This is a genomic window from Staphylococcus sp. NWU MK-U1 (assembly GCF_033283505.1).
GTDB classification, from domain to species: domain Bacteria; phylum Bacillota; class Bacilli; order Staphylococcales; family Staphylococcaceae; genus Staphylococcus; species Staphylococcus haemolyticus.
Map to the genome: position 1 here is coordinate 37846 of NZ_JAVSMG010000006.1, position 26316 is coordinate 64161.

Below are 26316 nucleotides of genomic sequence, written 5' to 3' on the forward strand. Positions count from 1 at the left end.
TTAAAATACTTCCCAATCTCACATTATTTTATTCATCACTAATATCAAATGTTACTAAAGCGTTATTGATTTCTTGATTAATATCACTCGTTCTCCATTGTCGTTGATACCCTAAGCAGGGACAAATATATGTGATGCCATTTTCATTAATCACTTTGCGAAAATGCACATGCCCCATAATGCTATAACGAATGGAATAGGTTGAATAAAACTCATCAAAGTCCTTAGTACCAATATAAGCATTAAAGAAATCAAAAATGCGATGCGGCATAGGTACTATAAATTGAGGGTGCGTAACAATGTGTGTCATTAAAATAACATGTTTATCTTTCACTTGTTCTAAGTCTTCTTGTATTTGTTTAGCTGCCTCTTTAGATAACACTCTATCATCAATATCCCAATCAATTTTCACTTTATCTTGCCATGTGGCACCATAATATTTCCCTCTTTTAATTCGATCCAAATCAAATTTGCTATCCGCATAGCTATAATCATACCAAGCTGTATGTCCAACAATTGCCCAATTATTATTAATAATATAAGGTTTTCCGATTAAACATTCTGGCTTGCTAGCATAAAATTCATAAATTTGCTTTGAACTGAGTGATGCCTCTGAAGCCCAATAGTCATGATTACCAGGTACGAATAAGATTGGTATACTGCATTTTTCTTTTAAGTCTTGAATAAATTGATAACCTTGCTGAAAATGATTAGACATATCTCCTGCAATTAATAATAAATCAACACTTCTTTGTTCCACATTATGGGCGAGAGCATCAAGATATGCTTGTGGCTCTAGTTTAGGATGTCGATCGATATGTAAATCTGAAATTGCACCTATCTTCATTAATGTCTTCCCTCTTACTTGTTTTGAATTGAAATCATTATGTCATAGTTATTATTAATAATAAATAAATCTGTTTATTAAATTTTCAGAAATTTGTTTATATTTTATACAATAAAGAGTATAATAAAATTACCTTTTAGCAAAGTTACATAATTTGTGAACAATTAATATCAAAATCGCTTTTTATCTAAAATTTAACAGCTATTGAACAAACGCTATACTTTGTTAAAAGAAAAAATTTTTACATAAAAAAGAAAGCGTTTACAACTAAAAAAATTAAAAATCGCATCATTGCTTTCTAAGGAGGAAGTATATGGCTAGACAGTTGGAAAGAGAACTAAACAACAGGCATATTCAATTAATTGCGATTGGGGGCGCAATTGGTACAGGATTATTCCTAGGTTCAGGACAAACAATTGCTTTAACAGGACCTTCCCTTTTACTAACATACATGATTATTGGTATGGTCATGTTTGCATTCATGCGAGCACTTGGAGAATTGTTATTAAGTAATACACGCTTTAATTCATTTGTAGATATTGCGAACGAATACATAGGTCCCTTTGCCGGATTTGTCATTGGGTGGACATATTGGCTCGCTTGGATTGCTTCAAGTATGTCAGATTTAACAGCAATGGGACAATATTTTAGTTTTTGGTTCCCACAAGTTCCACATTGGATCACCGTCTTGTTCATAGTATTAATGTTAATCTCTTTTAACATGTTAGGTGCAAGATTATTCGGTGAATTGGAATTTTGGTTCTCAATTATCAAGATTGTTACTATTATTGCGATGATTATCGTGGGACTTGTCATGATATTCTTCTCATTTAAAACATCTTATGGTCATGCATCGTTTAGTAACTTAACTAATCACGGTGGTATCTTCCCTAATGGACCATTTGGATTCTTAATGGCATTCCAAATTGCAGTTTATTCATTTATTGGTATTGAACTTATCGGTGTAATTGCTGGTGAGACGAAAGACCCTAGAAATGTAATCCCTAAAGCAATTAATAACGTGCCTATACGTATCTTATTATTTTACGTCGGTGGTTTATTAGTCATCATGTCGGTTATTCCTTGGAATAAAATAGACTCAAATAGTAGTCCATTCGTAACAATGTTTAGTTTAATCGGCTTACCATTCGCTGCCGGACTAGTAAACTTTGTAGTATTAACTGCGGCTGCATCAGCAACAAACAGTGGTATTTATTCTAATAGTCGTATTTTATTCGGACTTGCTAAACAAGGTTTAGGACCTAAAGTTTTAAGCAAAACAAATGGTAGCAGTGTTCCATACTTATCTATGTTAGTGTCATCTGGTACCTTATTAGCAGCAGCATTGCTTAATTTTATTTTCCCTGATGCCATTAAATTATTTATTTATGTTACAACACTATCAACTGTCCTATTCTTAGTAGTGTGGGCAATGATTATCATTTCTTATATTGTTTTCGTTAAAAAGAATCCAGAAGAACACCATAAGAATAAATTTAAACTCTTTGGTGGACTTAAGACAGCCTATGTCGTACTCGCATTTTTCGCGTTTGTGTTTGTACTACTATTCTTTAGCGAAGATACAAGAGCGGCCATTTTCATTTCACCAATTTGGTTTATCTTCTTGTTCATCTTTTATAGAAAATACAAGTCTAATGCAGAAGACTTAGCAGAACGAACTCGTAGTCAAGGTCGTAATTCAATTAATTATTAATCATCACATTAATTAATTGATAAACGAAATTTTTCAATTTATAAAAGCAAATAAAACTGAGAAGATGCTTAAATCAAGCTTTTCTCAGTTTTTATATTTTTATGATCTTAACTCTGTCCTCACTATAATAAAACTTTATTCAACTACTCCACTTTTAAACATCTCAAGCAACTCTAAATTGATAACCACTTTAATTCATATATCCGTTTATAGACACTTAAATATGGTAAATAGATAAAATAATAATCATAAAATATTTTGTTAAATAGGTTGCCATTTTTGGTAGCTTATCATGTCAGATGGTATACTATTAATATTCATTTTAAAAAGGAGTTATTCATGGAGCTATCAGAAGCATTTTTATTATTTATATTCGCAGTTATTATTAGTTCTATTATTTATAATAGGTTCCCTAAAATTCCTACTGCTTTTATTCAAATCGCATTGGGTGTCTGCTTATTTGTGCTACCTATTCCAATGCACTTTGAATTTGAATCGGAAGTCTTTATGATGGCTGTTATCGCCCCTCTGCTATTTGTGGAAAGCACTCATATTTCTAGAACAAAGTTACTTGAGTATCGTAAACCGATTGTTCTTATGGCAATGGCCCTTGTATTTACTACCGTTATTGGTGTAGGTTTCTTTATTCACTGGATTTGGGCTGATTTACCAATGCCAGCCGCATTTGCAATTGCTGCAATTCTGTGCCCTACTGATGCAGTCGCAGTTTCCGCAATTACTAAAGGTAAGATATTACCTAAAGGGTCAATGTCAATTCTTGAAGGTGAATCGTTACTTAATGACGCCGCAGGTATCATTTCATTTAAAATTGCAGTTACTGCACTTGTAACGGGTAGTTTTTCAGCGTTTGATGCAATTGGCCAATTTATTATTTCAACTATTTTAGGTGTGTTAATTGGTATCATTGTTGGCGCACTAGTCGTAACTTTAAGAGTTTATTTAACTGCCAATAAAGGCATGAAAGATAGTAATACGTTAACATTCATTCAATTACTTACTCCTTTCGCCGTTTATTTTATTGGCGAAGAGCTTCACGCATCAGGAATTATTGCCGTAGTTGTCGCTGGTTTAATCCATGGTTTAGAACGCGACCGTTTAATTCGTGCCCAAACGGAATTACAAATGAACTATAACCAAATATGGAATACACTAAGTTATGCATTAAATGGCTTTGTATTTGTTGTATTAGGATATATCGTTCCCGAAGTAGTTATGGAAATTATTCATGACGAACCACAAAACATTGTATTTTTAATTACAACCGCTCTATTAATTGCGCTAGCAATTTATGTATTTAGGTTTGTTTGGGTGTACTTATTATTTAAAGATTTTTATTATCCAAACAACGTTCAATCCTATTTAGATGATGAAGAAGATGCTGGACCACCGAAGCGTAATCACTATGCCTTTATTATGACGATGTGTGGGATACACGGTACCATTTCCTTATCAATGGCATTAACACTTCCATATATGATGGATGGTAACCAAGAGTTTATATATCGTAATGATCTATTATTCATCGCTTCATTTATGGTATTAACTAGCTTAATTCTCGCTCAAGTTGTTCTACCATTTATCACACCATCTGAAAAGGTCTCAGAATTTAAAGGTATGTCCTATCAATCAGCTAAAATATTCATGGTTCAACATGTACTTGATACTTTTAAAAAGAAAAACTCTGAAGAAAAAAGTATGGATTATCGACCAATATTAAATCAATATTTTAATGAGTTATCATTCTTAATCAATATGGAACCTGACAATAAAAATACGAAGGAATTACGTCGCCTTCAAGAAATAGCTGAAGAAGAAGAAACAAGAACACTAGAGCGATTAATCGAAAACGAAAGAATTACTAAGAAGGATTTAACAGACTATCGCAATATTATGGAATTCAGTCAATCTTATCGTGAAATGTCTATTCTAAGAAAAATAAGTCGTTTCTTTAAATTGATCGGCTTACGATTTAAAGCTCGTAAAGAATCACGAAAAGAGGCACATCGCATTCATAAAGAAAACCGTGCATTATTAAAAGAAGAACATCATGCTACATCAGAACAAAATAAAATGGACATTAAAGCTAAGCGTGAAGAATATAAAGCTGAACGTCAAAAAGTAAAAGACGATAAAAAGACACAAAGAGAAGAATTTGCAAATAGTTTTAACAAAGTGCAACAATTAATGCGTGTTGTTAATCACAATATTATTATGAAAATGCGTCAAGAACAAAATAGTTCAAATGTCTTAGAAGTGAGTTTAATTATTAACCAATATCACAACCTATCTCGTACGATTCGTCACAATAAGAATAGAAAGCAACAAAGAAATCAAAACAAAGAAGTATATGAACTTACTACACAGCAACAACAAGATGTAAAATTGGAAGCATTATACATCCAACGTACTATTTTAGATGAATTAATTTCACGAAATAAAGTAACTAATGAAGTTGCAACCCAATTACGAGAAAACATCAATTACAATGAAATCGTTCTAGCACATGAAGTAAGCAACGCTCACTAAAAATCAACTAAAGCCCATAGATAATGTAACCTTGCATTATCTATGGGCTTTTCTATAAGTTTATTTGTGTAATTTAAATGGTACAGTTGCTAAAATAACATTCTTTTGATAGAACAAGTGCATTTTTAATCTAATACTCGTTTGATTGTGTAAGAAATTATGCCAAGATTTTTTTGTAATAAACTGAGGCACAACAACTGTAATGACATAATTTTTATCATTCGCTTTTTTATTGATCTTATCAATAAATCTTGAAATTGGTCTGATGACACTACGATATTCAGAATGTAAGATGACTAAACGCACATCTGGATAATGAAGTTGCCATTTTTCAGCAAAGCATTTATCCGCTTCATCACCAAAGGAAACATGTACTGCTATAACATCATCAGCAATCATTTGAGCATAATACACTGATTTATCAATGGCTGATGTAATCGTACTTACAGGAACAATCGCTAAATTTTTATCAACGATTGGCATATCTTGCACCATCGCTGTCGATTTCAACTGTTTAGCAATATCTTTATAATGACCTTTGATACGTAGGAATACAATCACAATCAAAGGTAAAAATATCAATATAGGCCATACATGGCTAAACTTAGTGATCAAGAAGATCATAAATACGATAAATGTAATTGTTCCACCTATCGCGTTGGCAATCAATTTACGTGACCACCCTTTCTCTCTGCCTCTAATCCATTTAAGTACCATGCCATATTGTGCTAATGTGAACGGAATAAATACACCTACAGCATAGAGTGGAATTAAGTTCTCAGTTTTACCATCAAAAATGATAATAAGCAAGATAGTCCCAACACCTAAAGTAATGATAGAGTTCGAATAACCTAAGCGATCTCCTCGAACACTAAACATACGAGGCATATATTTATCTTTTGCCATGCTAGCGGCAAGCATTGGAAATGCGGTAAAACCTGTATTTGCTGCTAAAACTAAAATCATTACTGTTGTGGCTTGAACAAAATAATAACCAGCATTGTGTCCTAGAATATTCATTGCTAATTGAGACAATACGGTCGTTTCAGTCTCAGGTATTACTCCGTACCAATAGGCTAAACCTACAATGCCTACTAATAGAAATGCAAGAATGCCACCCATTGTAACTAATGTTTTAACAGCATTCTTCGGACCAGGATCTTTGAAATTTGTTACCGCATTAGATATAGCTTCGACGCCTGTTAAAGATGATGCCCCAGACGAGAATGCTTTTAATAGTAGGAATAGCGTAACACCAGGCACAGCTGTTCCCACTGTTGCGTGCATATGTGGTTCAGCTTGGCCAGTTGCAACTTTCCATACTCCCACAATAATCATGATGATTAACCCGATAATAAATAAATACACTGGATAAGACAATACTGTAGCAGATTCTGTCAATCCACGTAAATTCATTATTAAAATAAATAGTACTAGTAAACATGCAATCAATACTTTGTGATGATATAGTGACGGAAATGCAGCTACAAACGCATCTGCACCAGAAGCGATACTTACCGCTACAGTTAAAATATAATCAACAAGTAATGAACCACCAGCTACTAGTCCCCATTTTTCTCCTAAGTTAGTCTTAGAAACCATATAAGCCCCGCCACCCTTAGGATAAGCATAAATGACTTGGCGGTATGACAAGATTAAAGCTGCTAACAGTACTAATACTGCACATGCAATTGGTAACGTGTACCATGACGCCATAGCACCAACGACTGCGAGTGTAATCAAAATTTGCTCCGGACCATAGGCTACTGATGACAATGCATCCGAAGAAAGTATTGCTAAAGCCTTGAAATTACTGATTTTTTCATTTTTCAAATCACGATTTCTTTTAGGTTTACCAATTAAAAGTCTTTTAAATTGAGTGAACATAATACTCTTTACCTCTTTATATTCAAATTCAATGGATAAAATATACTCCCATTTTGATAAAAAGTATAGATGCCCCCACTATTTCAATGTAATTTATTACCATTAAAGTTACATTTTACAGTTATATTTATTTGTAAAATTTCTATTATTAATAATTTAAATCAATAGATAGCAACACAAAAGAAACACAAGAGCAATTTATGAAAAAACTTGCTATACTATTGTCGTTAACAGTGTAAATTGTTCACTACTTAAATCTTATGATTAGAGGATTAAAAATGAAAAAGACATTTCTTTTCAGTGGAGTCTTATTGGTTATTATCTTATTTATTTGTTCAATCATGATTAAATTGCAACCCAACTATTCAATGATGAGCCCTACTTCTCAAAATTATTTGGACAGCATAGTTAAAAACGAAATGAATGATGGTCACATTCCAGGCGTCTCTGTATTAATTATTAAAGATAATAAAATGTTGCTAAATAAAGGTTATGGCTATGCAAACATTAAAAATAAACAAAAAGTAACCTCCAATACACGCTTTGAAATTGCTTCTAATTCCAAAGCAATGACGGGATATGCCATTATGCAACTCGTCAATGAAGGGAAAATCAAATTAAATGACCCTATAAGTAAATACATACCTAGCTTTCATATGAAATATAAAGGAAAAAAAGTAGATATTACTATTAATCAATTAATAACTCAAACTAGTGGTATTCCAGGAGATATCACTAACAATGATAAAATTACAAAAAAGACGGATAGTCTAGATGGAATTGTTAACAGTATTAATGGTCGTTCACTGAACCATCGACCAGGAGAACAGTTCGAATATGCTAATATGAATTACGATATTTTAGGTTTAATTGTTCAGAATGTATCTCATTCTCCCTATTCATCTTATATGAGTGAACATATATTCAAACCTTTAAATATGAAACATATTTCTACTAAAGAGAGTAATAAAAAGGGCAGAGATGATGCTCAGGGGTATGATATTCAACATAATAAAGCATACTCAGATAATCCAAAGTTTAATATCGGTGATAACCCATCAGCCTATTTAATGGCTAGCACACACGACTTAGAACCTTGGATAAAATTTCAACTTCATCCCCCAAAACATTTAAAATCTTTAGTTGAAGCTACACACAAACCTAAAATTAAAACAAATGACGATGATGATTCTCAATATGCAACAGGCTGGTTTGTCACTAAAGATAATCAAGAAACACTTATCTATCATCCGGGTACGCTTGAGAACTATTCTTCTTATATTATTTTGAATCCTAAGAAAGACTATGGCATAGTTGTTCTCGCAAATGCTTATTCTAATCATGTTCCAACGCTTGCCAAACATTTAAATACGCAATTAAGTCAAGGACAGCATATTGATACAGTACAATACTACATCAACCAATATCAAACTATGATTATTATAGGTTCAATCGTGATTTGGATCATGGTTGCTATAACTTTGATTTACTTATATCGCCATATCACCAGACATCAACCGATCCTATTAAGCGTTCAACATAAAAACACGAAATATCAAATACTCATACTTTCAATCGGCTTTATTTTAATTTTAGGCCTTCTACATCTATTGCCTTCATTGTTACTAAATGGCTCTGATTGGCAATTTATTATGACTTGGTTACCGGCACCCGCTAAAGTCACTATACTAGGTTTCATCACTTTATTAACGAGTCTTTTTGGTTTGGCTCTTTTAAAAATTATTACAGTTACAAATAAATCAAAGTTATAAAATTGAGATTAACCGCTACGCTTATCATGCGAATATGTTAAGCTAAACATATTAAAGACTAAGATTATTAAAGACCTCAAGCACATAGGAGATTATAAATGAGAAAAAAATGGTCCTTATTCATAATGAGTGTTGTCATATTATTGGGTGGATGTGACTATTCTCATAAAGAAGATCAACATGGGTTCTTTTATACTATATTTGTTAAGCCAATGGATATGTTACTTCACTTCTTAGGTCGAACATTCCATGAGAATTATGGATTAGCTATTATTGTCATTGTACTTATCATACGTCTTGTACTAATGCCACTAATGTTTATCCAAGTGAAAAACATTCACATTATGAGAGGTAAAACTCAGGTAGTTAAACCGGAAATTGAGAAACTACAAGATAAACTAAAGAATGCTGATACACAAGAAGAACGTACTGCAGCTAATAAGTTATTAATGAAAAAGTACAACGACTATGGTATTAATCCATTCAAAAGCCTAGTTGGTACTTTGCCAATATTAATCCAAATTCCTATTTTATTAGGTTTATACGCTTGTATTAAATATCCAACGAGTGGTGGTATTATCGAGCACCCTCACTTTTTATGGTTCAATTTAATGCATACGGATTTAATCATGACATTTATAGCAGCTTTACTTTACTTCATTCAACCTTTGGTCAATGCAATGCATTATCCAAAAGAAGAAAGACGCACATACTATGTCATGATGGTATTATCTCCATTATTTATTATTTATGCATCATTACAATCTGCTTCAGCCTTAAGTTTATACTGGGCGATAAGTGCAACGTTTTTAATTATTCAAATGCATTTTGCACATAGCCATTATGCAAAAGTAGGCAAAGCTGCTGGAGATCAGTTACGTCAACAAATTGAAGAACAGCGTAGAAGTAAGTCTACAAATCACAATGACTAACTCAAAAAATGAGCAAAACATACTAAAAAGAGACTGGGATATTAAATTCTTGGATAAGAATAAAAAATACTAAGTATTTTGGCGAGACTCTTAAGGGAACAGGACAAGCTGAAGACTACAGGCTGAGACTAACTCCTAAGAAAGTGAGCCAATAATTCGAAGTATTATAAATAAAGAAGCTAGCAAATGAAGTTTTTAAGACTCATTTACTAGCTATTTCTCTAGGAATAATATCCCAGCCTCTTTATTTCTTTTCTACAATCTTATTTTAAAGGATGCATACCATCTTTCCATGTGTTGTAGATTAGTGTACCACCTTGTTCTTTAAACTTGTCATTGGTAATGCCACGTTCAAATGGTTGTGCGGGTTGGATAGTGACTTTAGGATCCACACCAACTTCTTTTGAATACCATGCTGCAAAGTCTGATCCTTTTACTGGCTCATCATCTGCAACATTATAAATACCAGTATCAAAGTTCATCGCTTGAATAGATACTTCAACAGCATCATCTAAATGAATGAATGATGTGACACCATCTGATAATGTTACTTCTCCATCTTTAAATTGATTATAAATCATACCGTCTTTACCATACCAAGTACCTGGTCCATATAACCAACCGAAACGTAACACAACATATTGGTCCATACGAGCGGTTTCTTTTTCAAGTCCAACCACGCCATCTACCGTAATTTTTCTGTCACCATCTGAATGATTATCTAATGGTGTTTCTTCAGTAGCAAGTCCTTCTCCTGGTTCATACATGAAACCAATACTTTGAGCTACTACTTTTTTAACATCATATTTAAGTGCCGCATCAGTTAGGTTTTTACCGCCCTCTATACGCACTTTTGTGTTTGCTGCCATATCAACATTTTTTAAATCTGTAATTTGATTAATGATAATTTCAGGACGAAAGTCACCAATTGCTGCATCAATAGTATCCGCTTTTAAGATATCGCCAATATACGCTTTAGCGTTTAGTCCTTCTAATTTCTCTTTACCTTTCTCAGATGTAGTAAATCCGGCAACCTCGTGTCCTTCTTCAATCAAACGTTGTGTTAATCGTGTTCCGATTAATCCTGTTGCGCCTGTAATAAATATTTTAGTCATTATTGTACTCACCTTTCTATTTCTCTTTTTCTGAAAATGAATATCTCAATCTAACCTACTTACTTGAATCTCTAATCATATCAATAGTATTCATCCAAACGATATGACCGAATAACTCTGAAAGTCGTTCTTCATAAGGTAAGTCTTTAACCTGAGGTGTCAATTTCAACTTTGGCAATAGATATTCATGAAATGCAATATGAATAGCAACGCCAAATAATGATCCTTTCAAGGCAGTGATTTTTGGGAATTTTTCAGCTAATAAGCCATATGCAAAAGCATTTGCTACAGAGAAGCCATAATGAATACCCATAACCGTTATTGGAATATCATTACCATTATAGTGATAGGTTGCTTTTTTGATTGAATCTGGTAATCCCACCTGATTCAATAATGTCATTGGAGGGGTTTCTTTCTCACGTTCAGGTGTTCTAGGCGGAACGATAGCTTCCCAACCAATCTTAACCGCACCACTTAGCAATCCACCTACAATACTCGTAATGATGACACGTTTCGTTGAACGATTCATTCTAATAACAGCTCCTTCAAATTCACTTAACTTTCTTCTACCCTTTTATGAAAAATTTAAAATCATTCATATTAAATTAAGGATTTAGCGTATCATTTTTAGTCACAAAGATATAATTATTCGACTCAAAATAGAGCGAGACCGAATTCAATTTGAATTCAACATCTCACTCCAAGCCTTCTATATATTAAGTCGATTTCATATTTCAATCTTAAGTCACAACTAACATACTTAGTATTAGCATGTTAGTTGAAAACATGCCCTTCACACCTTCTAAGTGGACATTATTTTGCATGTCGTTGTTGTTCTTTCGCATGTACCATATTCGCTACAAATTGGTTAACTGGAGCATCTATATGATGTTCTTTACCTAATTGAGCAACTGCTCCATTAATATAATCAATTTCTGTAAGTCGATTATTGTTAATCAAATCTTGATACATTGATGGATAATGTGGGCCTACCTTTTCATTTAAATCGATGAGATAATTGTAAACTTCATCTCCATTTAAATGTACGCCATCCACCGTTGCTACTTGTACAATTTCCTGTGTAATCTTATAAATAAGCTGTTTCGCATAATCACTCTCATTCAAATTTGATAAACGACATTCTAAAATCGTACAAAGTGCATTAGCAGTACCATTCACACAAATTTTCTTCCAAATTGATTGTTGCAATTGCTCACTTTTATGTGGATTAAGACCAGATTGATCTAACAGTTCATACACGACATCAACATTAGCTTGACCTTCAGGTACAAGTGCACCAATTTCAACCGGACCTGCCCCCATTAAATGTGTATGTCCAGGAGATTCTAATCCTGCAGTCCATGTAGTAACACCGCGCACAATTCGTGATTCATCAACATAATGTTGAATTAAACGTTCGTGCTTCAAACCATTCATAGTACAAACCATAATTGTATTGTCATGAATGTGTGCTTTAATATGTTCTAGCATATCTTGTAACTGCATCGCTTTAGTGAATAAAAAGATAACATCAAATTGAGCATCTTGTGGAATCTCGTTATGTTGATACATCGTCATGTTAAGATGATGATTTTCACCATTGATGTCTATATGTAAACCTTCTTGTTTAACTGCTTTCGCTTGTGGCTCCCATCCATCAATTAACGTTACATCATACCCTTGAAGGTATAACATCGCACCAAATCCGCTTCCTATCGCGCCAGAACCCGCAATTGCTATTTTCATAAGTTACGACCCCTTTTTTCTAATGATGTTTTTAAAATACTACTTTAAATTTGTAGAGTCAATATTGTAAACGGAATATTCACAATTTTAAGATAATTAAATATAAATTGTTCTTTAATTTATTAAAAAAGATATCGAACTCTAATTGAATTCGATATCCTACTCTTTTAAAAACTATTAACTATATTAATTTGTTCTTAATTTCTTAGGAACTAAAATCAAGATAACTATGAATGCGGTTAAAGCAATTCCAGCATTGAATAATACACCAGCAGCGCCACCTAGTTGTAAATTCATAAATGATGCGCCAAAACCATAAATGGTACTAGACATTGCAACACCAAAGGCATTACCTAAAGATGATGCCATTTTATACAATCCAGATGCTACCCCTACTTTGTCGTCAGGCGCTTCCGCAACCGCTGTATCAGTAGAAGGTGTGGCATATGTACCTAAACCGATACCAAATAATAAGTAACCTATAATACTTGAAATAATATAAGCAACATTTGGTAAGAATGTTAAAGATAATAGTAATAATCCTAAGAATGCAAAACCACTACCTACTAATAATGGTTTTTTAGCACCAAGTTTTTGTAATAATTTTTCACCAACACGAATCATGAATAGCACAGCTACAAGGTACGTAATTGAAATTAAACCTGCTTGTAGTGAACTAAAGCCTAATTGACTTTGATAATACGTATTAACAACAATAAGTGTACCACCGGCAACACCATTTAACATAAAGTTTGATAATGTCGCACCGCTGTAACCCTTATTTTTGAAAATATGAAAATCAACTAACGGGTTCTCTGCTTTTAATTCTCTAATAATAAACAGGATACCAGCAACTAAGAATACAGCACCAAGTGATAAAATCATTGGTGAGAACAGTCCACGATCTGCAGCTTGCGTAACCATCACGTTAACACTCAATAGCGTAATAACTAGTAGTATTAAACCAGTAACGTCAAATTTAGTTTTAGTTTCATTCTCATTCGGTTCAACTTTAGTCTCGGGTGTGTGTTTAATTAAGAAAAAGACTAAAATTGAGAGTGCAATTGAAACAATAAAAATCCACTGCCATCCGATCGTTGAGGCCATGAAACCACCAAATAATGAACAAATACCACTACCGCCCCAAGAACCTATAGACCAGTAACTGACAGCGCGTTGTCTTTCTTTTCCTATGTAATATTCATTTATTATTGCAAGTGTAGACGGCATAATTAATGCACCTGATAAACCTTGTAACGCACGACCTACTAATAACAACCATGCGACAGGTGCGATGATTAAACATAATGATCCAATAATATTTAATGCTAAGCCGATATATGTCATTTTTACTCGACCTAATTTGTCTGCAATATCTCCTGCCCCTACAATAAATAGTCCAGAGAACAATGCAGTTAAACTAATGGCAATATTAATCGTACCCATGTCTGTGTTAAATGAAGACTGTAACGTTGGAACAACGTTCACTAATGATTGTGCAAATAACCAGAACGTAAGTACCCCGATTATAATACCAATTAGTAATTTATTATCTCCCCTAAATTGTTTTGAAGACTCCATCTCGAAAAATTCCTCCTAAATTACCCTAAAACTAATCTACTCAAGTTGATATAAGTCATAATGAAGCAACCATAATGAGTGTCATACATTTTATGTCTATGACTTTAATTAATAAGTTCCCTATTTCTATAATTTATTAACATGTGCATCATGACTTACATTATTTGACGTTAACTTATGTTTGATACAACACTCACTTAAGAAATTAGTTTACATTGAAAACCTTATCATAATTAAGAAGAAATGACTTAATAAAATACTCTAACTTTTTCAATAAATATTTTTAACAACATACTCAAAAGTGCAATAAATCAATAATTAGATACCTACAAATTATAAGTTTTAATTTTAAACTATTAAGTTAAAATTATCCATATTATAATTGTAGAAAGGATATTTATTTTAACTGAAACTACAATGAATAGGTGCTTACTATGTTTAATTTATTTATATTATTGCTTGAACGTGTAGGGTTAATCATTATTATCGCCTATATGTTAATGAATATTAATCACTTTAAAACGATGATGGGAGAGCGCGAAAAATTGCGTTCTCAATGACAATTAACAATTTTGTTCGCTTTATTTGCTATAACTTCAAATTTCACTGGAATTGAAATTGAAAATGGACATATTGTATCTAGCAACATTTATTACCACCTAAATGACGATGCATCTATGGCAAATACACGTGTATTAACAATAGGGATGTCTGGTTTAATTGGCGGACCTTTCGTCGCAATTATAGTAGGCATTGTATCAGGGTTGTCACGCCTTTATATTGGCGGTGCAAATGCATACACCTATCTCATTTCATCTATTTTCATCGCACTCATATCAGGGTTTTATGGTTATCGTACAATGCGTTGCTATACTTACCCAACCGTTTTAATGGGTGCCATTATTGGTGCACTTAATGAAGCAATTCAAATGGCATGCATTCTCATCTTTGCCAACGATACAGCGTCTGCATGGTCGCTTGTTCAATTCATTGCCATACCTATGATTTTAATCAACAGTATTGGGACAGCTATCTTCTTATCTATAATACTTTCAACATTAAAACAAGAAGAGCAAACCCGTGCAATTCAAACGCATGATGTTTTCGAAATAGCGAATAAAACGTTGCCGTATTTTAGATCAGGTTTAACTGAACAGTCTGCACGTTCCGTTGCTGAAATCATTCTGAAATTGATGAACGTATCGGCAGTTGCTATCACAAACAGAACAGATATTTTAACGCATGTAGGTGCTGCAAGTGACCATCATGTTGCAAAAAAAGCGATCATTACTGATTTATCAAAAGATGTTATAAAAACTGGTCAATTAAAAGAAGCACACTCTAAAGAAGAAATCGGATGCAACAATCCAAATTGTACTTTAACATCTGCAATCGTCATCCCTTTAATGATTAATCAAGAAGTAGCTGGCACATTAAAATTTTATTTTACAAATGAATATGATAATACGACATCAACGAAACAACTCGCTCGTGGCTTAGCAGATATCTTCTCAAGTCAATTAGAATTGGGTCAGGCCGAAATGCAAAGTAAACTTTTAAAAGATGCTGAAATCAAATCATTACAAGCACAAGTTAATCCGCACTTCTTCTTTAATGCGATTAATACCATTTCAGCCCTCGTACGTATTGATAGTGAAAAGGCGAGAAAGTTATTATTACAGTTAAGCCAATTCTTTAGATCAAATCTGCAAGGTGCTCGAAATAACACCATTACTTTGGAGAAAGAGTTGCAACAAGTTGAGGCCTACTTAGCATTAGAACAAGCACGCTTCCCTGATCGATTCACAATTGAATATCATATTGATTCATCTTGTAAACATGTGCTCATCCCACCTTTCGTCATTCAAATCCTAGTTGAGAATGCTATTAAACACGCCTTTAAACATCGTCGTAAAGATAATATTATTGATGTGACTGCACATCATGACAACGAAGAATTAACACTAACCGTTCGTGATAATGGAAGTGGAATTGATGATGATAAGTTACCATTGATCGGACAAATGAGTGTTGATTCAGAGACAGGAACTGGTAGTGCCTTAGAAAATTTAAACAGACGGTTAATTGGACTTTACGGCACTAAGGCCGCTTTACATTTTGAATCAACAGAATTAGGAACGACGGTAAGTTGTCATATACCATCACATACAATAAAGGAGGATATTTAGGTGAAGACGTTAATCGTTGATGATGAACCATTAGCTCGAAATGAGCTTCATTACTTATTAAATGAGATCTCAGGATTTAACGTTATTGATGAGGCTGAAAACATTGAAGAAACGTTAGAAAAACTTTTATCAGAAACATATGATTTAGTCTTTTTAGATATCAATCTTATGGATGAAAGTGGTATAGATTTAGCACAAAAGATAAAGAAAATGAAACAGCCACCACTTATTATTTTTGCAACTGCACACGATACATTTGCAGTTAAAGCCTTTGAACTTGATGCAATTGATTATATACTCAAGCCTTTTGAACTTGAGCGTATAGAGCAAGCAGTAAATAAAGTTAAGCATCAACTATCTAATAGCAATGAGATAGATAATACAACAAGTGAATCATCTTCTCTATCAATGCAACGAGATAAACGTCATGATAATGGAGACCAAACCGTACTGCCAATTGAAATGAATGAACGTATCTATGTGATCCAAAAAGACGACATCACGGCAGTTTCAGTCAACAATGGGATAACAACGATAAATACTATCAATCGCACATACCAAACAACTGAACCACTTAATTATTATGAAAAGAAATTATCGAATAACACATTTATTAAAATCCATCGTGCGACTATTATTAATAAAACGCATATCGATAGCGTTGAACATTGGTTCAATTATACTTATCAAGTAACCATGACTTCTGGAGACAAATTTCAAGTCAGTCGTTCATTTATGAAAGCATTTAAACATGAAATTGGCCTTGCATAAACGAACGAATAATTAACTTATATATATTAAATAATTTCATTAATGAGTATTTAACCACTTGCTAATAACATTTTCGTTATGCGAGTTTAGGTTAAATACTTTTTATTTATAGAAAAAACGTCGTACCATTTGATATTATTTTGTCTATTTGATTTTCAACTTGAATATATTGCAACTCACGTTCTAATTTTTGTAAGTCACTGCCAAAATCCACAATAGTAAACGTTTCCATAATATTCTATCTGTAAGGGAAAGAGAAAGGGAGCGTTAAAATATGGCAAATGAACAATCACAAAGTAATGCTCATCAAGGAAATCATAAGTTAGCAAAAACGTATAATTTCTTTCAGCAAGCATTAACGATTGCTATCGTACTATTTATATCTAAAATTATTGAAAGTTTCATACCATTTCCTATGCCAGCGTCAGTAATAGGACTCGTATTACTATTCATCCTATTATGCACTGGTGTTGTCAAATTAGGTCAAGTTGAAGGTGTCGGCACAGCATTAACGAATAATATTAGTTTCTTATTCGTACCGGCCGGAATTTCGGTTATCAATTCTTTACCAATATTAAGCCAACATCCAATTTTAATATTGCTATTAATTATTATTTCAACGTTATTACTACTTATCTGTGTAGGATTTGTTTCACAATTATTCGTAACAAAAAAATTATTCCCATCTAAAGAGCAAAATAAACAAACTAAACTTGGGGAGGGTAACTAATGGTAGATCATTTAGGAATTACAACACCGTATTTTGGTATATTAGTCTCATTAATACCATTTGTCATTGCACAATATTTCTATAAAAAAACGAACGGTTTCTTCTTACTAGCACCACTTTTCGTAGCAATGGTTGCGGGGATCGTATTTTTAAAAGTAACAGGTATTAGTTATGAAAATTACAAAATAGGTGGAGACATTATTAACTTCTTCTTAGAGCCAGCAACAATTAGTTTCGCCATCCCTTTATATAAAAAACGTGATGTACTTAAAAAATATTGGCTACAAATTTTTGGGGGTATCGCTATTGGAACGTTAATCGCACTTATCTTAATTTACTTAGTAGCTATTGTATTCCAATTAGGCGATCAAATTGGTGCTTCAATGCTACCACAAGCTGCTACAACTGCGATCGCCCTTCCAGTATCACAAGGTATTGGCGGCGTCAAAGAGTTAACGTCATTAGCCGTTATTCTAAATGCCGTTGTTATTTCTGCATTAGGTACTAAAATTGTTAAGTGGTTTAAAATTTCAAATCCAATCGCTCGTGGTTTAGCACTAGGTACAAGTGGACACACACTTGGCGTAGCTGCAGCCAAAGAACTTGGTGAAACTGAAGAGTCAATGGGTAGTATCGCCGTTGTTATCGTTGGCGTAATTATCGTTGCCATTGTTCCACCATTAGCTTCAATTTTATTCTAAACATTTTAAAAAGAACCTGAACACAATGTTGTGCTCAGGTTCTCTTCGGTTTGCAACCATTAATTGATGCTTTGAACTTTATTGTCTCGTTTCTTACTATTACTTGTTGGATCGAGTTTCTTTTCTAAGAAGCGTAATCCTAAATCTATAATAATCGCAATTAACGCAATTGGAATGGCACCAGCAAGTATATAAACCGTACCATCAGTAGAGTTTGTACCACGTATAATAATATCCCCTAGTGTAGAAGCTCCAATAAATGATCCAATTGCCACGATACCAATCGCTACAACTAGAGCAATACGGATACCACCAATAATCACTGATAATGACAATGGCAATTCAATCATACGCATGACTTGATTCTTAGTCATACCCATACCCTTGCCTGCATCTTTAATATTGTAGTCTACTTCGGTAATGCCAGTATACGTATTCTTAATAATTGGAAGTAACGCATATAAGAATACTGCAAACACTACAGTATTAGGCCCTAACCCAAGCGCTAACATAAGTATTGCTAACATCGCGATAGCTGGAACTGTCTGGATAATATTCGCGATAGTAATAATAGGCCATGATAACTTCGTATATCTTGAAATTAATATCCCTATCGGAATGCCAATAATACAAGCGAATAACACACCATAAATAGACATTAATAAATGTTTGAAAAAGAGTTCCATCAGATAGCCAAAGTTCAAGGTATAGTATTCATAAAGTGAGCTTAACAAGTTACCTTTCATTATTTTTGACCACCTTTCTTACTGTCATCTTCAAAATAATTATGTTTCTTCAAATACTCTTCTGCAATAACGGCAGGTTCTTTACCTTTTCCATCCGCTTCATAATTTAATTTCTGCATTTCTTTAGTACTAATTTGTCCCTGTAATTTTTTCAATGCTTTATCAATTTCAGGGTGATCTTTGATTAGTTTTTCAGTGGCTAATGGACTTCCATCATATGGTGGGAAGAATTTACGATCATCTTTTAAGATTTTCAAATCGTAAGCAGCGATACGTCCATCTGTTGAATAACCAACAGCAACATCTAATTTTTTATTTTTTAAAGCATCATACACCAAACCAATTTGCATTGGACGTGCACTCGCAAATTTAAACCCATAGTCTTTTTGGAAAGCTGGATATCCATCACCAGCACGGTTCATCCATTGTGTATCCATACCTAAACGTAATTCATCTTTATATTTTTTTAAATCTGAAACTTTTTCTAAATGATATTTCTCAGCTACTTCTTTAGTAACCATGAAAGCATACGTATTTTCAAACCCAAATGAGTCATAAAATTTCTGATTATATTTTTCTTTAAATAATCTTTGCGACTCTGACATTGCTTTTTTAGTATCTTTTGTTGGTGGCGCATCAAGTACACTCGTCAATTCTGTTCCTGTATATCTCACAGCTGACATATTCACATCTCCACGTTGTAACGCATTGTGTTGAATAATACTGGAACCTAAATTACCAATAATAGTAGGTTTAATTTTCCCATTTGTATAATGTTCTATCATTAATTTTTCAATATTTGCCATTATTTTTGTTTCACTAGTTTCTGTGGCAGTAATCTTCACACTATCTTTACCGTCACCATCGCCTAAACCTGGTAAACTACATCCAGATAATACGATGAGAGACATTGCAAGAAGTATGAAAGTAAGTTTTAACTTTTTCATAATTTTAAAATCCTCCCTTTGTATTTATCTAGATACTTTAAGCCCTTTAGGCACGGCCCACTTTTCAATTAAAGAAAGTATGAAATCGACAAGTAAAGCCAGACACGTTACAAGAATTGCAGCACTAATAATCATTGGTGGCTGATATAAATTTAATCCGTTAAAGACTAAATCACCGAGTCCACCAGCGCCAACGTAACTAGCTAATGTAGCCCAGCTGATTACGTATACACTTGATAAACGTATACCACTAATTATAAGTGGTAAGGCTAATGGCAATTCGACATCTTTCATTAACTGCATCTTTGTCATACCCATACTTGTTCCAGCTTGGATGATATTCTTATCAATATTTTGTACTCCTAGAACTGTGTTGTTTAAAATTGGTAACAATACATAAATGAACAATGCGACAATCGCTGGCGTCTTACCTACACCAAAGATTGGAATCATAATGGCTAATACTGCTAACGTCGGAATTGTTTGAAGCACACCCGCTATCGTTAACACTACATTTGCAGTACGTTTCGTCTTAGATAATAAAATGCCTAACGGAACCGCAACTACAATCGCAATTAATAACGCGATAATTGATATGTAAAAGTGTTCTATCGTTTTCGATACAAGTTGGCTTCCATATTCTTGGAAAAATTGGCGCATTAACGATCAACTCCCGAATGATTAGAATTCATCACATCATGCGTATCTAATCTATCTGTAACATCTTTTTGCTTAGTTGTAGCGTCATTTGGACGGTCTTCGGCATGTTCATTTTTTTCGATGTTACCTAACTCATTTTCACGTTCGACATCATTCATGTGCGAATCAGACAATGTCATCTCATCATTTTCTTCACCCCAAATAGAGTCATAGACAATGTCAACAAGATTAGCACGTGTAATTAGACCTATAAGTGCATTGTCATTATCAACGACTGGTACGTTTCTAATATTTCTCTTTAATATCGTACGTACGGAGTCTTGTAATTTAGAATCAATATGGACTTTGTAAACATCTCGTTGCATTGTATCGATTAATTCCTTACGTTGACGTAACCCTTGGTTAATATCTTCAATATCTAGGAATCCAAGTAAATGATGATGATTGTTGACTACAAATATTGTGTCGACACGTCTTTGTCGCATAACATTGACTGCATCATTAAGAGTGTCGTTGGCATTTACCGTAACAGGCTTAATCATCGCATCTTCAACCGTTCTCATATTCGGACGATCTTGAATCAATCTATTTTGTCCAATAAATTCTCTAACAAAATCATTGGCAGGATTTCTAAGAATATTATCCGGTGTATCGTATTGAACAACTTTCCCTTTAGACATGATACAAATACGGTCTGCGAGCTTTATTGCTTCGTCCATATCATGTGTCACGAAAATAAATGTTTTCCCTAATTTCTTTTGAAGATCTTTAACTAAATCCTGTAAAGTGTCTCTCGTAATTGGATCCAATGCACCAAAAGGTTCATCCATTAAGATGATATCTTGCTCTGCAGCTAATGCACGTACAACACCAATACGTTGTTGTTGACCACCTGATAATTCTGATGGATAACGATCTAAATAGTCTTCAGGTAAGTCTACTAACTTGATTAATTCTTTTGCTTTAGCATCCTTCTTCTCTTTAGACCATTTAAGCAACTTTGGTACCAAAACAATATTTTCTCTAATGGTCATATGAGGCATCAATCCAATTTGTTGAATAACATAGCCAATACTTCTACGTAATTCAACTGGATTCATATTTCGAACATTCTTCCCATTCATTTCAATTGTGCCGTCAGTGGCTTCAATCATTCGGTTAATCATTCGTAAAGCTGTCGTTTTACCGCTACCGCTTGTCCCAATAAAGGCAATAAATTCACCAGATTCAATATCTAATGAAATGTTATCTACTGCTTTTTTATTGCCAGAGTAAATTTTTGTTAAGTTTTTAATACTTAGCGTCATTAGATTGCTCCTTCCTATTGTTGCCAGATAAAAAAGCTCATAAAACAAAAAGGCCAGTAGTCCCATTGTTAAACAAATACGTAATAAGTTAAACAAGAGCCTCATGGCCTTTGCTTCATAAAATTCTAATTAATTCAATTTCAATATAATTCGAGCTTTTTCCATCTTTTATATCTATATACCCTATATAATTTTTTGAAACATTTCTTATATGAAAAGATTAAAAAAATTCACAATTGCATTTTTTTAAAGTTGTTTCAAGCATGATCAAGTTAAAAAACTGCAGAAAATAAAGTTGCTTGCAATAAAATTCATGAAATTGTCAAACTTTTCTAAATAAATAATATAAAGCTGAATTCAAAATTGCGTTACGAAATTAATAGTATTAGTCTATAGGTGTAATAAGTATTTATTGAAGGGATGTTGTAATAATGAAAGCAGCAGTATGGTATGGTCAAAAAGATGTTCGCGTGGAAGATCGTGAACCTAAGCAATTAAAAGACAATGAAGTAAAAGTAAAAGTTTCATGGGCAGGTATTTGCGGAACTGATTTACATGAATACTTAGAAGGACCAGTCTTCATCTCTACAGATAAACCTGATCCACTACTTGGACAAAAAGCACCTGTTACTTTAGGTCACGAGTTTGCTGGTGTTGTTGAAGAAGTTGGTAAAGACGTTACTAAATATAAAAAAGGTGACCACGTAGTTGTTAACCCAACTGTATCTAAACATGAGAAAGATGAAAGCGTTGACTTATATGATGGCTATTCATTTATCGGTTTAGGTTCTGATGGTGGCTTTGCCGAATTTACAAATGCACCAGAAGAAAATGTATATGCATTACCTGAAAGTGTATCTGATAAAGAAGGTGCTTTAGTAGAACCAACTGCGGTTGCAGTTCAAGCAGTTAAAGAAGGTAAATTATTATTTGGTGATACAGTAGCAGTATTTGGTGCTGGTCCAATTGGTTTATTAACAATTGTTGCAGCTAAAGCAGCTGGTGCAAGTAAAATCTTCGTATTTGATTTATCTGAAGAACGTTTAGCTAAAGCTAAAGAAGTCGGCGCTACGCATGTAGTTAACTCTGGTAATACAAATCCTGTAGACTTTATTAACGAACATACTGAAAATGGTGTAGATGTTACATTTGAAGTTGCTGGTGTTGGCGTAACATTATCTCAATCAGTACAAGTTACACGTCCAAGAGGTACAGTTGTCATCGTATCAATCTTTGCTCATGCAGTAGATTTCGACCCAATGTTATTAACTAACTCAGGTGTTCAATTAACATCTACAATTGCATACTCACCTACTACATTCCAACAAACAATTGATTTAATTGCGAACGGTAGCTTAGATGTTAAGAGCGTAGTAACAGATGAAATTGAATTAGAAAACATTGTTAAATCTGGATTCGAACAATTAGTAAACGATAAATCTCAAGCTAAAATTTTAGTTAAATTAAATGGCTAATTTGAATTAACACATCGATACATTTTAACTTGATTTAAATAAAAGCTTTTAATCGACATCTCTACAGATGAAGATTAAAAGCTTTTTTCTTAACAATTATTTATCATACATGCCTTTACCATCAAGTATATGGTCAATATATTTTTCAACTCTGCTTTGTCTTGTTTGACTGCGTTTAGCTTGTGAAATGTGATATATGTACTGATGCTGTCTACCAGGCGTTAATTTGTAAAATGCCTCTTCTAACTTAGGATTATCATTGAATGCTTGCTGTAATTCTTCAGGTATTTCATAGTCCTCTGTCTTCTTCATTTCAACTTTCTTGCCGGCCTTTTCAACTTCAATGGCTTCATTAATATAATATAAAATTTCATCTCGACGCGCTTTAATTTCATCTAGTGTTTTAAAGCGTAATTGTCTTGCTGCTTGAACTCGTTCTGTTTGTTGAATTAGCGTTTTATATTTATCCTCTAAAATTGCACCTTTATGAAATAGTAACGCTACATAATGTTTAAAACCATGAATCGTTATAACATTTTTATCATTAATGGTATATGTTGGATGCATCCATTTATATGCTTCTTCTAATTCTGACTCATCAAATATTAAATTTCTTAAATATTGATAAGATTCCTTCCATTGATTTTCTTTTTCTAAAAAAGCTAATACCTGTTTATCGGATTGTTTCTCTGGCACCTTAGTCACCTCATATCGTTAGTTTGATAACAATACAATCATTATATTATTTAAGTCAATAAATAACTATTAATTACACAATCATTTGTAAGTTTACAAAATCATAAATTGACTAATGAAATGATAAGCGTATAATTATAACGTATCATTTTTGATGAATATTAAAACAACATAAAGGAGTATTTATGGGACAAAATCATAACGAAGGTAAAATCAATCTGGTCCAACTTGTATTATTAGGACTAGGAAGTTTAATTGGTTCAGGTTGGTTATTTGGTGCATGGGAAGCTTCTTCTGCAGCTGGTCCTGCAGCCATTTTATCTTGGATTATCGGGTTTATAGTTATAGGAACGATTTCTTATAACTATATTGAAATAGGAACAATGTTTCCGCAATCTGGAGGTATGAGTAACTATGCTCAATACTCACACGGTTCATTGTTAGGATTTATTGCCGCATGGGCAAACTGGGTATCATTAGTTACTATCATTCCAATTGAAGCAGTATCTGCTGTACAATACATCAGTTCATGGCCATGGGATTGGGCAAAACCAACTTCTGCATTAATGCATAATGGTTCAATCAGTACGACAGGATTATTCGCTGTCTATGTCATTATCATTATTTTTTCTTTATTAAACTATTGGTCAGTTAAATTATTAACGTCTTTCACTAGTTTAATTTCGTTCTTTAAATTAGGTGTACCGTTACTAACAATCATCATGTTAATGCTTTCAGGTTTCGACACTAGTAACTACGGTTCATCTATTGGCGAATTTATGCCGTACGGTAGTGCACCAATCTTTGCAGCAACAACAACATCAGGAATCATCTTCTCATTTAATGCATTCCAAACAATCATTAATATGGGATCTGAAATTAAAAATCCTGAAAAGAATATTGCACGTGGCATTGCAATTTCATTAACGTTGAGCGCAATTCTGTACATCATACTACAAAGTACATTTATTACATCTATGCCACAATCAATGATTCATGAGCATGGATGGAGTGGTATCAACTTCAATTCACCATTCGCAGACATGGCAATCTTATTAGGTATCAACTGGTTAGCTATTTTGCTATACATCGAAGCGGTTGTTTCACCATTTGGTACAGGCGTATCATTTGTTGCGATTACTGGTCGTGTATTAAATGCAATGGAACGTAATGGTCATATTCCTAAGTTCTTAGGTAAAATTAATACAACTTATAATATTCCACGTGTAGCCATCGTATTTAATGCGATTATCAGTATGATTATGGTGACGTTATTCCGTGATTGGGGTGTATTAGCCGCTGTTATTTCAACAGCAACATTAGTCGCTTACTTAACAGGACCAACTACGGTAATGTCATTACGTGAAATGGGACCTAAATTACACAGACCATTCCGTGGCACGATGTTAAAAGTAATGGCACCATTATCATTTGTACTTGCTTCATTAGCAATTTATTGGGCGATGTGGCCAACCACAGCTGAAGTTATATTGATTATTATTTTAGGATTACCAATTTATTTCTTCTATGAATATAAAATGAATTGGAAAAACACTAAAAAACAAATCGGCGGAAGTATGTGGATTATTGTCTACTTAATCTTATTAGCTTGTATGTCATTTATCGGTAGTAAAGAGTTTAAAGGTATTAACCTAATACACTACCCTTACGATTTCCTAGTTATAATTGTTATAGCACTTGTCTTTTATAGAATTGGTATTACAAACCACTTCAAGAGTGTGTATTACAAACGTGCTAAGAAGATTAATAAACAAATGAAAGAAGATACAATAGAAGCAGAACAACAGGAAGCTGAAAGAAAAGAAGCAATCCAACAACATAATGATTAATACAGTAAACCTAAGTGTGACTACGTTCATACTTAGGTTTTTTTAGAATAGAACAGCATTCAATATCTTTCAACTCATAAAATAATGCTATAGTTAAAGTAAT

The 26316-nt window shown here is 33.4% G+C and carries 21 protein-coding genes and 1 pseudogene; 10 read left to right on the top strand and 12 right to left on the bottom strand.

Translation table 11 applies throughout. The features are described from left to right. Positions 1 to 28 precede the first annotated feature (28 nt). Complete coding sequence (locus tag SBL16_RS09225; RefSeq protein ID WP_107611537.1) at positions 29 to 847, bottom strand: metallophosphoesterase; 819 nt, start codon at positions 845 to 847, stop codon at positions 29 to 31. A gap of 313 nt (positions 848 to 1160) precedes the next feature. Between SBL16_RS09225 and SBL16_RS09230 the strand changes: the two genes are divergently transcribed. Both SBL16_RS09230 and SBL16_RS09235 read left to right on the top strand, forming a co-directional pair. Next, positions 1161 to 2561 (top strand): amino acid permease, encoded by a 1401-nt coding sequence (locus SBL16_RS09230; protein ID WP_317953808.1) that lies wholly within the window; start codon positions 1161 to 1163, stop codon positions 2559 to 2561. Between the two features lie 339 nt (positions 2562 to 2900). Next, entirely contained in the window at positions 2901 to 5108 is a 2208-nt protein-coding gene (locus SBL16_RS09235) for a cation:proton antiporter (protein WP_317953809.1), read from the top strand. Positions 5109 to 5168: 60 nt separating this feature from the next. Here SBL16_RS09235 and SBL16_RS09240 read toward each other — a convergent pair whose 3' ends face one another. Then, positions 5169 to 6995, bottom strand: a complete 1827-nt coding sequence (locus tag SBL16_RS09240) for an APC family permease (RefSeq protein ID WP_317953810.1) — start codon at positions 6993 to 6995, stop codon at positions 5169 to 5171. Between the two features lie 278 nt (positions 6996 to 7273). Here SBL16_RS09240 and SBL16_RS09245 point away from each other — a divergent pair, with 278 nt between their 5' ends. Then, a complete protein-coding gene (locus SBL16_RS09245; protein WP_317953811.1) occupies positions 7274 to 8767 on the top strand; it encodes a serine hydrolase domain-containing protein in 1494 nt (497 codons plus the stop codon). 98 nt (positions 8768 to 8865) lie between these two features. Then, positions 8866 to 9699 (top strand): membrane protein insertase YidC, encoded by an 834-nt coding sequence (gene yidC / locus SBL16_RS09250; RefSeq protein ID WP_037535712.1) that lies wholly within the window; start codon positions 8866 to 8868, stop codon positions 9697 to 9699. A gap of 263 nt (positions 9700 to 9962) precedes the next feature. On the opposite strand, the gene SBL16_RS09255 is transcribed toward yidC, so the two are convergent. The 4 genes from SBL16_RS09255 to SBL16_RS09270 form a co-directional block, all read right to left on the bottom strand. After that, positions 9963 to 10814 carry an NAD-dependent epimerase/dehydratase family protein gene (locus tag SBL16_RS09255; protein ID WP_107613780.1) on the bottom strand — a complete coding sequence of 284 codons (852 nt, stop codon included), beginning with the start codon at positions 10812 to 10814 and terminating at the stop codon, positions 9963 to 9965. A 55-nt stretch (positions 10815 to 10869) separates the two neighbouring features. Continuing rightward, the gene (locus tag SBL16_RS09260; RefSeq protein ID WP_107611534.1) at positions 10870 to 11343 is read right to left on the bottom strand and encodes a DUF1440 domain-containing protein; all 474 of its coding nucleotides are present in this window, start codon (positions 11341 to 11343) and stop codon (positions 10870 to 10872) included. Positions 11344 to 11627: 284 nt separating this feature from the next. Further along, positions 11628 to 12560: a 2-dehydropantoate 2-reductase gene (locus tag SBL16_RS09265; protein WP_317953814.1), complete on the bottom strand. Its 933-nt coding sequence runs from the start codon at positions 12558 to 12560 to the stop codon at positions 11628 to 11630. 186 nt (positions 12561 to 12746) lie between these two features. Next, complete coding sequence (locus SBL16_RS09270; RefSeq protein ID WP_107611532.1) at positions 12747 to 14141, bottom strand: MFS transporter; 1395 nt, start codon at positions 14139 to 14141, stop codon at positions 12747 to 12749. A 434-nt stretch (positions 14142 to 14575) separates the two neighbouring features. Here SBL16_RS09270 and SBL16_RS09275 point away from each other — a divergent pair. Further along, positions 14576 to 16330: pseudogene (locus SBL16_RS09275) on the top strand (LytS/YhcK type 5TM receptor domain-containing protein). Next, positions 16331 to 17101, top strand: a complete 771-nt coding sequence (locus SBL16_RS09280) for a response regulator transcription factor LytR (protein WP_107611531.1) — start codon at positions 16331 to 16333, stop codon at positions 17099 to 17101. It begins immediately after the preceding pseudogene. Between the two features lie 106 nt (positions 17102 to 17207). Here the strand turns inward: SBL16_RS09280 and SBL16_RS09285 are convergent, their stop codons facing one another. Further along, positions 17208 to 17333 carry a hypothetical protein gene (locus SBL16_RS09285; protein ID WP_317953817.1) on the bottom strand — a complete coding sequence of 42 codons (126 nt, stop codon included), beginning with the start codon at positions 17331 to 17333 and terminating at the stop codon, positions 17208 to 17210. Between the two features lie 42 nt (positions 17334 to 17375). Here SBL16_RS09285 and lrgA point away from each other — a divergent pair, with 42 nt between their 5' ends. Both lrgA and lrgB read left to right on the top strand, forming a co-directional pair. Beyond that, positions 17376 to 17831: an antiholin-like murein hydrolase modulator LrgA gene (lrgA, locus tag SBL16_RS09290; RefSeq protein ID WP_107611530.1), complete on the top strand. Its 456-nt coding sequence runs from the start codon at positions 17376 to 17378 to the stop codon at positions 17829 to 17831. After that, entirely contained in the window at positions 17831 to 18532 is a 702-nt protein-coding gene (lrgB, locus tag SBL16_RS09295; RefSeq protein ID WP_011274935.1) for an antiholin-like protein LrgB, read from the top strand. Before lrgA ends, lrgB begins: the two co-directional genes overlap by 1 nt. Before the next feature lie 59 nt (positions 18533 to 18591). Here lrgB and SBL16_RS09300 read toward each other — a convergent pair whose 3' ends face one another. Genes SBL16_RS09300 through SBL16_RS09315 form a run of 4 tightly spaced genes read right to left on the bottom strand, consistent with a single transcriptional unit; the run spans position 18592 to position 22192 of the window. After that, positions 18592 to 19278 (bottom strand): ABC transporter permease, encoded by a 687-nt coding sequence (locus tag SBL16_RS09300; RefSeq protein ID WP_037550177.1) that lies wholly within the window; start codon positions 19276 to 19278, stop codon positions 18592 to 18594. Beyond that, entirely contained in the window at positions 19278 to 20225 is a 948-nt protein-coding gene (locus SBL16_RS09305) for an osmoprotectant ABC transporter substrate-binding protein (protein ID WP_037535696.1), read from the bottom strand. The genes SBL16_RS09300 and SBL16_RS09305 overlap by 1 nt, the downstream gene beginning before the upstream one ends. Before the next feature lie 24 nt (positions 20226 to 20249). Beyond that, positions 20250 to 20885, bottom strand: coding sequence for an ABC transporter permease (locus tag SBL16_RS09310; RefSeq protein WP_037535693.1), 636 nt, complete (start codon positions 20883 to 20885; stop codon positions 20250 to 20252). After that, complete coding sequence (locus SBL16_RS09315; RefSeq protein ID WP_107611529.1) at positions 20885 to 22192, bottom strand: betaine/proline/choline family ABC transporter ATP-binding protein; 1308 nt, start codon at positions 22190 to 22192, stop codon at positions 20885 to 20887. The genes SBL16_RS09310 and SBL16_RS09315 overlap by 1 nt, the downstream gene beginning before the upstream one ends. Positions 22193 to 22623: 431 nt before the next feature. Here SBL16_RS09315 and SBL16_RS09320 point away from each other — a divergent pair, with 431 nt between their 5' ends. Continuing rightward, positions 22624 to 23667 carry a 2,3-butanediol dehydrogenase gene (locus tag SBL16_RS09320; protein ID WP_317953823.1) on the top strand — a complete coding sequence of 348 codons (1044 nt, stop codon included), beginning with the start codon at positions 22624 to 22626 and terminating at the stop codon, positions 23665 to 23667. Positions 23668 to 23763: 96 nt separating this feature from the next. On the opposite strand, the gene SBL16_RS09325 is transcribed toward SBL16_RS09320, so the two are convergent. Next, positions 23764 to 24363 (bottom strand): YdeI/OmpD-associated family protein, encoded by a 600-nt coding sequence (locus tag SBL16_RS09325; protein WP_107611528.1) that lies wholly within the window; start codon positions 24361 to 24363, stop codon positions 23764 to 23766. A 185-nt stretch (positions 24364 to 24548) separates the two neighbouring features. Here SBL16_RS09325 and SBL16_RS09330 point away from each other — a divergent pair, with 185 nt between their 5' ends. Then, positions 24549 to 26213 (top strand): APC family permease, encoded by a 1665-nt coding sequence (locus tag SBL16_RS09330; protein ID WP_107611527.1) that lies wholly within the window; start codon positions 24549 to 24551, stop codon positions 26211 to 26213. Positions 26214 to 26316 lie beyond the last annotated feature (103 nt).